Raw genomic sequence first — 13194 nt, 5'->3', positions numbered from 1 at the left:
ATTGATAAATTAATCCCTTCCCCCTTCCACGACACGGACTGCAACTGTTTGCACAAACCTTGATCTGGCCCACAGCAAGAGGGACTGCACTCTGTGCTAAAAGTACCCACTATGACTTAACAGATAGCTATCCATCTTTTTTCAGGACAATACATGCAGGCAGAGCGGTCAACGCAGCGTGCTATCACGCGGCTATGTATTCAGTGCGGTCTTTTTCTGCTCCAGCACGGCGCGGAAAGCGCGCTGGTTGAGGAGCTTTCCACCCGGCTGGGGCTGGCGCTAGGGATGGACAGCGTCGAAAGCGCAATCTCATCCAACGCCATTGTGCTGACCACAATCAAGGACGGTCAGTGCCTGACCTCCACGCGCAAAAACCATGACCGCGGCATCAACATGCACGTCGTGACCGAAGTGCAGCACATTGTCATCCTTGCAGAACATAAGCTTCTCGATCTCAGTGACATTGAAAAACGGTTCAACCAGATCAAGCCATTACGTTATCCGCGCTGGCTCGTCGTGGTGATGGTAGGGCTCTCGTGCGCCTGCTTTTGTAAGCTCAACAAAGGCGGCTGGGACGGTGCAATCATCACCTTTTTCGCCAGCAGTATCGCCATGTATGTTCGCCAGCTGCTGACGCATCGGCAGCTGCATCCGCAAATTAACTTCTGCATTACCGCATTTGTCGCCACCACGGTTTCCGGTCTGCTGCTGCGCCTGCCGCAGTTTGCCAACACGCCGACCGTTGCCATGGCCGCCAGCGTGCTTCTGCTGGTCCCGGGCTTTCCGTTGATCAACGCCGTCGCCGACATGTTTAAAGGGCACATCAATACCGGCCTGGCTCGCTGGGCTATCGCCAGCCTGCTGACGCTGGCGACCTGCATCGGCGTGGTCATGGCCATGACACTTTGGGGGTTACGCGGATGGGCGTGATCGATTTTCTGCTGGCGCTTGCTCAGGACATGCTTCTGGCCGCCATTCCTGCCGTCGGCTTCGCGATGGTATTTAACGTACCGCAACGCGCGCTGCCGTGGTGTGCGCTGCTGGGCGCGATTGGCCATGGCTCGCGAATGGTGATGATGACGGCGGGTTTTAACATCGAATGGTCAACATTTATGGCATCCATGCTGGTCGGCAGTATCGGCATCCAGTGGTCGCGCTGGTATCTGGCGCATCCCAAAGTATTCACCGTTGCGGCCGTGATCCCCATGTTTCCGGGGATATCGGCCTATACCGCGATGATTTCCGCGGTGAAAATCAGCCATTTCGGCTATACCGAGCCTCAGATGATCCTTCTTCTCAGCAACTTTCTTAAGGCGTCATCCATCGTCGGCGCGCTCTCCATCGGGCTGTCGATCCCCGGCCTGTGGCTGTACCGTAAACGCCCACGCGTTTGATATTTGTGTTATTTCGCTGCCGTGGAGATAATCCGTCTGGTCCGTTTGGTGAAAATAAGGAAAGGATGTGGCTAACCCTGGCAGCGAACACCCCGAGCACAGTGAAGAATCCAGCCTGAAAGAGAAAATCTTTCAGAGCGCCATCGCGCTTTTTGCCGAGTATGGATTGAACGGTGCACGGATGGAGCAGATCGCAGAGAAAGCGGGCACCACCAAACGCATGGTGGTTTACCATTTCAAGAATAAAGAGAACCTCTATCTCCTCGTACTTGAACATGTTTACACCCAGATTCGCGCCAGCGAAAAAGCGCTAAGCCTGACGGGAATGCCCCCGGTCGAAGCGCTGGTCAATCTGGTTGAAGCCACCTTTGACTATCATGCCGACCACCCTGACTACATCCGGATTATCTGCATGGAAAACATGCAGCGCGGCCGCTTTATGCAGCAGTCGAGCTATCTCCGCCAGGTCAACCGCAGCGCGCTCGATCTGCTGGAGGAGATCCTGCGCCGGGGGAAAGAAAAACAGCTCTTCAGTGAGACGGTTGACGCCCGCGATCTTCATCGTCTGATAAGCAGCTTCAGCTTTCACTACGTTGCCAACAGCTACACCTTTACGCTGCTGTTTGAAGAAGGCGCAGACGAGCAGGCGCAGCGCCAGCACTACCGTAAAATGGCCGTTCAGGTGGCGCTCCGTTACACCTGCCCATAAAATTGCTTGCAATTAAATCGCACACTATCTATATTCTTCTCATGAACGCGAAAACGAACGATGCAACCGCTGCGCTCAAGCTGGATAACCAGCTCTGCTTTGCCCTCTATTCGGCAAACCTGGCGCTTAACAAGCTGTACCGGCAGCTGCTGGCACCGCTGAACCTGACCTACCCGCAATATCTGGTGATGCTGGTGCTGTGGGAGCAGGATGATATGACGGTGTCGGACATCGGTGAACGGCTGTTCCTTGACTCTGCGACCCTGACGCCGCTGTTGAAACGTCTGGAAAGCGCCGGGCTCATCAACCGCCACCGTTCGCGCAAAGACGAGCGTCAGGTCGCCGTCACCCTGAGTGAAGCGGGACGTGAACTCCAGCAGCAGGCATTGGGTATCCCCCATGCGGTGGGTTGCGCAGCGCAGTGTGATACAGACACCTTGCTGGCACTCAAACAGCAGCTCGAACTTTTGCGACAACAGCTACACCGCGCGTAACGCTATACTTTACGCGTCATTATTTACCTGTATATATCGCACGCTATTTAATAGCACGCATCTAAACAAAATGAGGAACCTGCCATGTCTTTAGAAAAAGTTGTTTATACCGCCAAAGCAAAAGCCACCGGTGGCCGTGACGGTCGTGCCACCTCCTCCGATGGCGTACTGGACGTCAAACTGGGTGTGCCAAAAGAGATGGGCGGCATGGGGGGAGACGTGACCAACCCTGAGCAGCTGTTTGCCGCGGGCTACTCTGCCTGCTTCCTGGGCGCGATGAAGTTCGTGGCCGCACGCGACAAATTTACCCTGCCAAAAGATGCCTTTATTGAAGGCGAAGTGGGTATTGGCCCGCTGCCTACCGGTTTTGGTATCGAAGCAAAACTGAACATCCATGTTGAAGGTATGGATCCTGCGGAAGCTAAAAAGCTGGTCGATGCGGCACACATTGTTTGCCCGTACTCTAACGCGACCCGCGGCAACATCGACGTCACGCTGAACATCATTGCGTGATAACTGCCTGATGGCGCTGCGCTTATTCGGCCTACGACTGTAGCCCCGGTAAGCGCAGCGCCAGCGGGGAAATCCCCTCCTTTCCTTTCCCCTCTCTGTGCTACCATAAGCCCATATCACGCCCGTAGTAATCAGTAGAGTAAGCGTTATGTCCTCCAGAATTCTGACCACCAGCATTGCTGGTATTGATGCCTTTATGCGCGACCCACGTGGTGTGTTGACCCACGCCGAAGGCGGCACGGTTGCGGTTTTTGCCGACAACGCGCCGGCGTTTTACGCAATCACACCGGAACGTCTGGCACAGCTTCTGGAGATCGAAGCGCAATTGGCACGCCCGGCAAGCGATGTCACGCTGGATACCCAGTTCTTTGATGAACCGGTTAACGTTCCCGTGACCGTTCCGATGGGTAAATTTGCCCTCTATGCGGGCTGGCAGCCGGATGCAGATTTTCAGCGGCAGGCCGCGCTGTGGGGCATTGCGTTAACCCAACCCGCCACCGCGGAAGAGCTTGCCGCGTTTACCGCCTGGTGGCAGGCGGAGGGTAAAGTGTTCACCCATATTCAGTGGCAGCAAAAGCTCGCGCGTCATCTTCAGATTACCCGCGCCGGCAACAACGGCCAGCCAAAACGTGATATCAATGCCTTTTCAGAACCGGATAAACAGATCCCCAGCGGATTCCGAGGTGCGAAATGAAGAACGTCGGCGACCTGATGAAACGTCTGCAAAAAATGATGCCTGCCAACGTGAAGCCTGCTTTCACCACCGGTGAAGAGCTGCTGGCGTGGCAAAAAGAGCAAGGCAAGATCCGCGCCGCCGCGCTCGCCCGCGAAAATCGGGCGATGAAAATGCAGCGCACCTTTAACCGTTCCGGTATTCGTCCCCTGCACCAGAACTGCTCGTTCGATAACTATAAAATTGAGACCACCGGGCAGATGAACGCGCTCGCCGCCGCGCGGCAGTACGTGGATGAGTTCGACGGCAATATCGCCAGCTTCATCTTTAGCGGCAAACCGGGCACCGGCAAAAACCACCTTGCTGCCGCCATCTGCAACGAGCTGCTTCTGCGCGGTAAATCGGTCCTCATCATCACCGTGGCCGATATCATGTCCGCGATGAAAGACACCTTCAGCAACCGTGAAACCAGCGAAGAACAGCTGCTTAACGATCTGAGTAACGTCGACCTGCTGGTCATCGATGAGATTGGCGTTCAGACGGAATCCCGCTATGAAAAAGTCATCATCAACCAGATTGTCGATCGCCGCTCCTCGTCCAAGCGCCCTACCGGCATGCTGACGAACCACAACATCGACGAGATGACCCGCCTGCTGGGGGAACGCGTCATGGACCGCATGAAGCTGGGTAACAGTCTCTATGTCATCTTCGACTGGGACAGTTACCGCAGCCGCGTCACCGGGAAAGAGTATTAAGACAGTTCCAGGAATCGCCGACAGGTCGCAGGTATATACTGGAACCCCTTCGGCCCAAAACGGACCTTTTTGAGAGAGCCATGATGAAAAAACAGATTCTAATCAGCACCTTTTTAGGCGCGCTGCTGGTAACCGGCGCAGCGCAGGCGGCGTCCTGGCAGGAATCCCTGTCAAGCGCAGCAAATGAGCTGACCAAAGAGAGCAGCAGCACGCAGGGCGGACTCTCCGCCTCTTCCCTCACCAGCCTGCTGGGCAACAGTTCCCAGAGCCTGAGCGCGGGGACGATGAACAACGCGGCGGGGATTCTGGAATATTGCGCGAAGCAAAAGCTGGCCTCCGTGACCGACGCGCAAAATGTAAAAAACCAGGTGCTGGGTAAACTGGGTCTGGATACTCAGGAGCAAAAAGCGGACACCAACTATATGGACGGCATTCAGGGCCTGCTTAACGCGCAGAACGGTCAGCAGCTTAACCTGAGCACCCTCGGCAACTCTTCTCTGGCCAAACAGGTGAAAACCAAAGCCTGCGATCTGGTGCTGAAACAAGGCGTTAATTTCATCTCCTGATCCACCCCATTTTCTGCCACAACACGCCGCGTTTAGTGCGATAGTCTTGCAGCGCGGCGCTAAATGAGCGTTTTTCCTGCCTGCCACCGTCTCAGCGTCCGTTTGTCAGGATGTGCACATCTTCATAAAAACGATTTTCTAAACCAAATCCTAACAACAGCACACTTTCGTGACACTAAAATTGCAGCTTAACGACATCGCAATTACATTGTATCACCCAAAAAATAAACAGTTAGCCAGCGAAGCACCTGGCGTCATGAGGATATGCTGTTGTCAGAATTCTTGTCTCTTATCCTTTTTCTGGCTTCTGTCGGCGTTTACGCCTGGAAAGCCGGCCGTCACACCTGGTGGTTTATCGCCACGCTGGTGGTGCTCGGCATTTTTATTATTTTAAACATTACCTTATACGCCAGCGATTACTTTACCGGTGACGGTATTAACGATGCGGTGCTCTACACCCTGACGAACAGCCTGACGGGCGCAGGTGTGGGTAAGTACATACTTCCGGGGCTCGGCCTTATCGTCGCGCTGGTGATGATTTTTGGCACGCTGGCCTGGGTGCTGCGTCGCCGTCGCCATCATCCACACCATCATGGCTACAGCCTGCTGGCGTTATTCCTGGCGCTGGCCTCCGTCGACGCCAGCCCGGCGTTCCATCAAATCACCGAGCTGGTGAAATCCCAGTCGCGCGATGGCGATCCGGATTTCGCGGCTTACTACAAAGAGCCGTCGAAAACGATCGCCAACCCGACGCTCAATCTGGTCTATATCTACGGTGAAAGCCTGGAGCGCACCTACTTTGATAACGATGCCTTCCCGGACCTGACGCCAGATTTGGGCGCCCTGAAAAATGAAGGTCTCGATTTCAGCCACACCATGCAGCTGCCCGGCACGGATTATACGATTGCCGGGATGGTTGCCTCCCAGTGTGGTATCCCGCTGTTCGCGCCTTTTGAAGGTAACGCCTCAGCCTCCATGTCGACCTTCTTCCCGCAGAATATTTGCCTCGGCGATATCCTGAAAAACTCCGGCTACGAAAACTATTTTATGCAGGGAGCAAACCTGCGCTTCGCCGGAAAAGATGTGTTCCTGAAATCCCACGGTTTTGACCACCTGTACGGCTCAGAAGAGTTAAAAACGACGGTTGCCGATCCGAGCTACCGCAACGACTGGGGCTTCTATGACGATACGGTACTCGACGAAACCTGGAAGAAATTCGAGGAGCTGTCCCGCGCGGGCAAGCGTTTCTCTCTCTTTGCGCTGACGGTGGATACCCACCATCCGGACGGGTTTGTCTCGCGCACCTGTAAGCGCAAAAGCTATGAGATTGATGGCAAAAACAACAAATCGTTCAGCGCCGTCACCTGCAGTCAGGAGCACATCGCCGCACTGGTCGAGAAAATCAAAGCCTCGCCCTGGTTTAAAAATACCGTCATCGTCGTCTCATCTGACCATCTGGCGATGAAAAACAGCGCGTGGGATCAGCTCAACAAGCAGGATCGCAGCAACCTGTTCTTCGTCCTGCGCGGCGACAAGCCGCAGCAGGAGGAGATCGCCACCAAACGCAACTCCATGGATAACGGCGCCACCGTGCTGGACATTCTGGGCGGCGACAACTTTATTGGCCTGGGCCGCAGCACGCTGTCGGGGCAATCCCTGTCGGAAGTGTTCCTCAACATGAAGGAAAAAATTCTCGCCTGGAAGCCAGACATCATCCGCCTGTGGAACTTCCCGAAAGAGATGAAGGACTTCACCGTCGATCGGGATAAAAACACCATTGCCTTCTCGGGCAGCAACTTCCGTCTGCCGCTGCTGCTGCGCGTCTCGGAAGGACGCGTTGAGCCGCTGCCGGAAAGCGAGTATTCCGCGCCGCTGCGCTACCAGCTGGCCGATTTTGCGCCACGCGATAACTTCGTCTGGGTCGACCGGTGCTACAAAATGGGCCAGCTCTGGTCGCAGCCGCTGGCGCTCTCGACCGACTGGTGCGTCTCGCAGGGCCAGCTTGGCGGAGAGCAAACCGTTCAGCACGTGGATAAGGCGCAGTGGAAGGGCAAAACCGCCTTTAAAGATACGGTGATTGATACCGCGCGCTATCAGCGTAACGTCGACATGCTGAAAATCGTCGACAACGATATTCGCTACAAAGCGGACAGCTTTATCTTTAACGTGGCCGGCGCGCCGGAGGAAGTGAAACAGTTTAGCGGCATCTCGCGGCCGGAGTCGTGGGGACGCTGGTCCAACGCGCAGTTGGGCAATGAGGTGAAAATTGAGTACACCCATCCCCTGCCGGAACAATTTGATCTGGTGATCACCGCCAGGGCCTATGGGCCTAATGCTAACAAGCCCGTACCCGTGCGCGTGGGCGATCGGGAGCAGACGTTAACGCTTGGAAACGACGTGAGCACACAAACGCTGCATTTTGAGAATCCTTCACGCAGCAATACCCTGGTGATTGTACCGCCGGACCCGCAGTCGACGAACGAGGGGAATATCCTTGGGCATTCGCCGCGCGAGATCGGAATTGGCATGGTCGAAATCAAAATCATCAGCAAAGCGGGTTAATGCGCGTCGCGCCCGGCGTTCTGCCGGGCGCTTATGAAAATAAATAATCCTTTATAAATCTTATAAAACAGATAAAAACACTTTATATAAGCCATTTTTATCTATAAATATCCTGTCAAAAACCAAATCTATAAAATGTGCAGCTCCTGAAATCACCACGGAGCGTTACGCACTTTTATCATGCTAACCGGCTATAAGTTCGAATCCATCCGGGCACTGCGCAGTGAAAATGTGATTGCCTGGGAGGTATTGTCCACGGCAAAGCCCCACGTCAATCTTGAAGATTACTTTGGCTCGATGACCGCGACCCAGCGTAAAGCGCACTTCTTTGCGCAGCTTCGTCACGCCATGTTTTGCAAGGATGGCGACAAGTATTACCTCAATGCGACATCGGATTTACTGCTGGACACGGACTTCCTCGACAGGCTCAAAGAAGAAACACCCTGCCCGGAGAGACTTGCTATCGAGGTCACCGATCTCCATTCGATGGTACAACTCGACGATACGCAAAGCCGGGCGCTGCGGAAATGCATCGCAACGCTCCATCAGTGGGGGATAGAAGTGTGGGCAGACGATGTTTGCGAAGACCTTCTTCCCGAACTTCTGACCAGCCAGATCCGCTTCTGCGGCATCAAAATTGACAAACATACCTTCTGGAACGGACGGACCGAGCAGGCGAAGTTTCTGCATCTCACCCGCCAGTGCAAGCGCGTCGCCAGCAAGGTGCTGATCGAAGGCATTGAAACCGCGGGTGATTTCGCGCTGGCCCGCGCCAGCGCGGCCGATTACGGCCAGGGCTATCTGTGGGGCAGAAAATGACCCCTCTCATTCCGAATGCTGGCGATAAGGTCATCGTTCTGCGCGGCAATGCCTGTTTATGGCCTTGCCCCACTTGTTGCTGCCACAACCTGGCGGCATTCCATCAAAAACGCTGCCTGCTGGACGCTCAGTCATTCGCTTTGTAATTGCACTGTTACTCACGTCAGGAAATAAGATCATGAAAATTATTCCCACCGTTGTATGTTGTTCCGTTCTCCTGCTTCCTGCTGCTGCGATCGCCGCAGACAGCACCGCAAGCGCGACGATGCACGTATCACTTGAGGTCGTGAAGTCGTGCACCCTCAAAGCCAACGACCTCAACTTCTCGCGTCACGGCTCCGATGAGTCGAGCGAAATCCAGGCCAAAACGCAGGTCGATATCGTCTGCACCAACGGCACGCCGTTCACTCTGACCGCCACCAGCAACGACGGCGAAAATGGAACCTTCTGGCTGAAGCCGGAAAACGGCGACACGGGCGCGCAGAAGATTGCGTGGAAACTCTTTGCTGACGAAGGCAAACAGACGCAAATCACCGGCACGAATGGCCTGGACGATACCGGCAACGGTGCGGAACAGGAAGAAACGCTGTATGGCGTGATTGACGCCGGGGCGCTGACAACCGCCCAGGCAGGTACCTACAGCGACGATATCACGTTAAAACTGGAGTACTGATCGTGCGTCGCTATCTTTCCTGCTTCATTCTGTGGCTCATGATGCTGGCGCTGCTGTCACGCTACGCGCTGGCCGCCACGCTTCAGGTGGCCCCGGTAACGCTCGATCTGCAGAGCGACCAGCGGGCAGCGGCTATCTATCTCACTAACAGTGGGAAAGCGGCCATCCATGCGCAGATTCGGGTGTACGAATGGACGCAAAAAAACGGTAAAGATGTTCTGGTGGCCACCGGGGAGGTGGTCAGCAGCCCGGCGATGACATCACTGGCGCCGGGCCAGCAGCAGCTGGTGCGTATTATCGTCATGCAGCCCGGCATCCGTGCACAGGAGCAAAGTTACCGGCTGGTCATCGACGAACTGCCGGACGCTACGTCCCGTGCCGCCAATCCCACCGCGGTGCACTTCCTGCTGCGCTACTCGATTCCGGTGTTTATTGCCGGGAACCAGAGCGCGCCCGTCAGCCACGATGCCCTGAGCTGTGAGCAGTCTGAAATACCGGCCACCCTTCGCTGCTTTAATGCCGGAAACCGCCACATCCGTCTGAGCCACCTTGAGGCCCTGACGGCCGATGGGCAGGTTGTCGGGTCGATTAAAGGCCTGGCGGGCTATGTGCTCCCGGGACAAACCGCCCTTTTGCCGCTTAAACACGCTTCACGTCACGCGCTCAGCACGCTGCGCGTCTATCTCAATGAAGACCACCATGCCAGCCAGATACCCCTGCGCCCGCTCGCTTCTCGCGCTCCTGTTTTGGCTACCGCTCATGCTGTCAGCCCGGACTGAACCCGCCGACACCGTACAATGGCTGGCCATTACCGTAAACCACGCCCCGCGAGGCGAGCTCTGGGCCTGCCGGGTGGTGAATAATGCGTTATGGATAAGCCGCAGCGACATGAAAAAGCTGGGGCTTCACGCCCCGGACGATCGCGCCGAATGGGTTGAGCTGACGTCCCTGCCGGGCCTGAAGGTTAATCTCGACGTGCTGTCCCAGCAGGTGTCGATTACCGCAGAGGCAGACGCACTCGAGGGCCAGCAGCATCTCACCGCCTCAAAGCCCGCGCCGATGTATCGCTACCCTGATGCGCAACCCGTCAGCGCCTATACGCTCGGATACGCGCTCTACGCCAGCGATGCGCAGGGGCAGCGCCAGCTCAACGCCCAGACCATGCTGACCGCATCCGGAGGATTACCCGGAACGTTCAGCAGCAGTTTCTCAAGCCATGCCGGGGAGGAAAACAGCGCCGGTCGACCGACCCACACGCGTCTCGAAACCCGCTGGCAGTGGGACAACACCGACTCGCTGACCACGCTGGCGCTGGGCGACAGCATCACCACCGGCGCCCGCTGGAGCCGACAGGTGCGCTTTGGCGGGCTGCACTGGGCACGTAATTTTGAGCTCAATCCGCAACTCAATACTGAACCGCGCAGCCGCTACAGCGACACGGCCGTACTGCCTTCCACGGTCGATTTGTATATCGACGGCCTTAAGCAGAGCAGCCAGCTCGTCACGCCGGGTGACTTTCTGCTGGATACCCTGCCCTCCTTCACCGGAAGCGGGCAGGCGGAGGTGGTGATTACCGATATCAACGGCCAGCGTCGCACCGTACAGCTCGATCTCTACGGCGCGCCGGGCATGCTGGCGGAAGGGCTCAGCAGCGGTTCGCTGGACATCGGCTGGATGCGGGAAAACTACGCCCTGCACTCCGACGACTATGCCGCCTCGCCGCTGCTGGACGCGGGCTGGCGCTATGGAGTGAATAATCACCTGACGCTGGCGCTGCATACGGAGCAGCAGCGCAGGCTGCACAACGTGGGCACGGGCGCAGACTGGCTGGTCTCTCCCGCCGTGGGGGTGGTTAGCCAGCACGTTGCCGTGAGCGACAGCCCTTACGGTCAGGGCGTTCAGTGGGGCCTCGGCTGGCAGTGGAACGGCAGAGGAACGGGCATTTCTGCCAGCACCGTCCGCACCGAGGCGGATTTCGCCGACAACGCCCGCATGAGCGGTGCCGCCCCCGTCAGACGCAGCGACAGCGTTTGGGTAAGCCAGTCCGTCCCCCACTTCGGCACCGTGGGCGCGGGCTGGGTACAGCAGAACATTCAGGGCAGCACGCAGCGCTACCTCAATGCCTCCTGGTCGGTGTCGCTGCCGGCACACATCTCCACCACGCTGAGCTATACCCGCTCGTTTACGGATGCGTCGAGTCAGGTTCAGCTACTGCTTTCCGTCCCATTGGGTCGCGAGGACACGCTCTCCGTTCAGGCCAGCCGGGATAAACCACGCATGGATTACCGCCACCAGCCGGACGATGAGGCCGGCGGCTGGTCATGGGAGCTGGGCCAGGGCTTTGGCGAACGACGTGAAAGATATGCAGACGCAGGCTATCTGGGCCGCGCGGGCGAATGGCACGTTGGGCTGCAGCAAGGTGCCAGCCAGCGCAACCAGTACGCCTCAGCCGAAGGGAGCCTGACGCTGCTGGACGGCAGCCTGCACGCGCTGCGCTACATCCAGCAGGGCATGGCGCTGGTGTCCACGCACGGTATTGGGCACGTACCGGTGATGCTGGAAAACCGCACGGCCGGTGAAACGGATGAGGACGGTTATCTCCTGCTGACCGACCTGCCGCGCTACCACAACAGCAAAGTCAGCATTAACCCGCTCGATCTGCCCGCCGATGTGATCGCCCCCGTCACCGACATGCATGCCAGACCGGGCAACAGCAGCGCGGTCAAAGTCGAGTTTAACGTCCATCACGCCGTCACGGTTCAGGCCCAGCTGGTCGACAGCCGCCGCAGGCCGCTCCCGCTGGGCAGCGTTGTGTCAACGCCGCAGGGTGCCACCATCGTGGGACGCGACGGCTTTATCTGGCTTGAAGATCCGCCCCTGCCGGGTGAGCTGGTGGTGAAGACCGGTGAAGGGGAGTGCCGGGTCACGCTTCCGGCGCCGCGCATCGGGTCATCTATACAGAATATCGGAGAACAACTGTGTCATTAAGAGCACCGTTATTATTGCTGCTCGTCCTGTCCGTGAAGGCGATGGCGGCAGCCTGCTGGATTACGTCCATGCCCGCCATTAACTTTGGCAACGTCGTGGCGGGCAATACCACCTCCGTCAACACCGAGGTCAAGTTTAGCTGCCAGGCCGACAACGAGGGCAGGACGGAATATCTCAACGTCTGCCTGAGCAGCGTAGACGCCCCGCCCTTTGAGATGATCTCGCCGGGGGACCAGGAGGGAAAACAGTACACCCTCCTCTTCCGCCTGCTGAACGGCGCAGCACGCTCTCAGGAGCTGGGGCCTGCCAGCAGCGGGAACCTGATTCAGCAGACTCTGGCCGCGCAAAGCAATGCCAACGTCAGCGGTACCTTTCCGCTTATCGCCACCATTCCGGCAGGGCAAAGCCAGCTTCCGGCCTACCACTATTACAACTACAACATGAATCTGCGCATCGCCTGGCACAGCGCCCTGCGTCAGGATGCCCTGCAAAACTGCTCGGACGGTTCCGCAGAGGGGGAGCAAGTGCAGGGCGGCACCAGCGCGCAGGCCGAAATCAGCCAGGGATGCTACATCGAGCGCGTGACGCCCCTTAACTTCGGCACCCTGACCAGCACCGCGACCCTGCGTCCGACGCGTTCCACCGCCACCCTGACCACGCGCTGTCCGGCCGGAACCGCATTCACCCTTGCCATGGGCAAAGGCAACCATGCCAGCGGTAATCAGCGGCAGCTCTGCAACAACGAGGGCCAGTGCCTGCGCTACGGGCTCTGGCAGGATGAGGCGGCCACGCAACGCTGGGGAGATCAAAGCAGCGGCGATGCGCTGCAGGTCACCAATCCCGCTGGCGGCACCCAGAACTACACCGTTTACGGCGAGGTCCCGGCACAGCCGCTAACCGGTACCGGGGAATTTATTGATGACGTGATTATCACGCTGACTTATTAAACCACCCAAAATCCTGTCTGGATCAATGTTATCGGTAACAGTGGCGTTAAAATAGCCAGCAATGCAGCCCGGAAGGCGTAGACCTTCTCTTTTTATTTTTT

14 protein-coding genes are annotated in these 13194 nt (G+C 57.2%); all 14 read left to right on the top strand.

Features of this window, described 5'->3' with window-relative positions; genetic code table 11:
* Window positions 1-153: 153 nt before the first annotated feature.
* Complete coding sequence (locus tag ACEPLT_RS02995) at window positions 154-930, top strand: threonine/serine exporter family protein (protein ID WP_021240591.1); 777 nt, start codon at window positions 154-156, stop codon at window positions 928-930.
* Complete coding sequence (locus ACEPLT_RS02990; RefSeq protein WP_020885295.1) at window positions 921-1394, top strand: threonine/serine exporter; 474 nt, start codon at window positions 921-923, stop codon at window positions 1392-1394. Before ACEPLT_RS02995 ends, ACEPLT_RS02990 begins: the two co-directional genes overlap by 10 nt.
* A gap of 67 nt (window positions 1395-1461) precedes the next feature.
* Window positions 1462-2103: a TetR family transcriptional regulator gene (locus ACEPLT_RS02985; RefSeq protein ID WP_008502090.1), complete on the top strand. Its 642-nt coding sequence runs from the start codon at window positions 1462-1464 to the stop codon at window positions 2101-2103.
* Between the two features lie 41 nt (window positions 2104-2144).
* On the top strand, window positions 2145-2597 hold the full coding sequence (locus tag ACEPLT_RS02980; protein WP_023293337.1) for a MarR family winged helix-turn-helix transcriptional regulator: 453 nt from the start codon (window positions 2145-2147) through the stop codon (window positions 2595-2597).
* 84 nt (window positions 2598-2681) lie between these two features.
* Entirely contained in the window at window positions 2682-3110 is a 429-nt protein-coding gene (locus ACEPLT_RS02975) for an organic hydroperoxide resistance protein (RefSeq protein WP_008502092.1), read from the top strand.
* A gap of 148 nt (window positions 3111-3258) precedes the next feature.
* Entirely contained in the window at window positions 3259-3804 is a 546-nt protein-coding gene (gene dnaT, locus ACEPLT_RS02970; protein ID WP_021240595.1) for a primosomal protein DnaT, read from the top strand.
* A complete protein-coding gene (dnaC, locus tag ACEPLT_RS02965) occupies window positions 3801-4538 on the top strand; it encodes a DNA replication protein DnaC (RefSeq protein ID WP_008502094.1) in 738 nt (245 codons plus the stop codon). Before dnaT ends, dnaC begins: the two co-directional genes overlap by 4 nt.
* 83 nt (window positions 4539-4621) lie before the next feature.
* The gene (locus ACEPLT_RS02960; RefSeq protein WP_021240596.1) at window positions 4622-5104 is read left to right on the top strand and encodes a DUF2501 domain-containing protein; all 483 of its coding nucleotides are present in this window, start codon (window positions 4622-4624) and stop codon (window positions 5102-5104) included.
* Window positions 5105-5374: 270 nt separating this feature from the next.
* Window positions 5375-7666 carry a phosphatidylglycerol--membrane-oligosaccharide glycerophosphotransferase gene (gene opgB / locus ACEPLT_RS02955; RefSeq protein WP_232928510.1) on the top strand — a complete coding sequence of 764 codons (2292 nt, stop codon included), beginning with the start codon at window positions 5375-5377 and terminating at the stop codon, window positions 7664-7666.
* Window positions 7667-7846: 180 nt separating this feature from the next.
* The gene (locus ACEPLT_RS02950; RefSeq protein WP_021240598.1) at window positions 7847-8485 is read left to right on the top strand and encodes an EAL domain-containing protein; all 639 of its coding nucleotides are present in this window, start codon (window positions 7847-7849) and stop codon (window positions 8483-8485) included.
* A gap of 178 nt (window positions 8486-8663) precedes the next feature.
* Window positions 8664-9158 (top strand): Csu type fimbrial protein, encoded by a 495-nt coding sequence (locus tag ACEPLT_RS02945; RefSeq protein WP_023293340.1) that lies wholly within the window; start codon window positions 8664-8666, stop codon window positions 9156-9158.
* A 2-nt stretch (window positions 9159-9160) separates the two neighbouring features.
* On the top strand, window positions 9161-9937 hold the full coding sequence (locus tag ACEPLT_RS02940) for a fimbrial biogenesis chaperone (RefSeq protein WP_032654985.1): 777 nt from the start codon (window positions 9161-9163) through the stop codon (window positions 9935-9937).
* The gene (locus ACEPLT_RS02935; protein WP_232928512.1) at window positions 9858-12146 is read left to right on the top strand and encodes a fimbria/pilus outer membrane usher protein; all 2289 of its coding nucleotides are present in this window, start codon (window positions 9858-9860) and stop codon (window positions 12144-12146) included. The genes ACEPLT_RS02940 and ACEPLT_RS02935 overlap by 80 nt, the downstream gene beginning before the upstream one ends.
* Window positions 12137-13093: a Csu type fimbrial protein gene (locus ACEPLT_RS02930; RefSeq protein ID WP_025912122.1), complete on the top strand. Its 957-nt coding sequence runs from the start codon at window positions 12137-12139 to the stop codon at window positions 13091-13093. Before ACEPLT_RS02935 ends, ACEPLT_RS02930 begins: the two co-directional genes overlap by 10 nt.
* Window positions 13094-13194 lie beyond the last annotated feature (101 nt).

Source organism: Enterobacter sp. fkY84-1 (assembly GCF_052974705.1).
The sequence above is the reverse complement of the archived record's forward strand: the minus strand, read 5'-3'. Positions and strand labels throughout refer to the sequence as shown.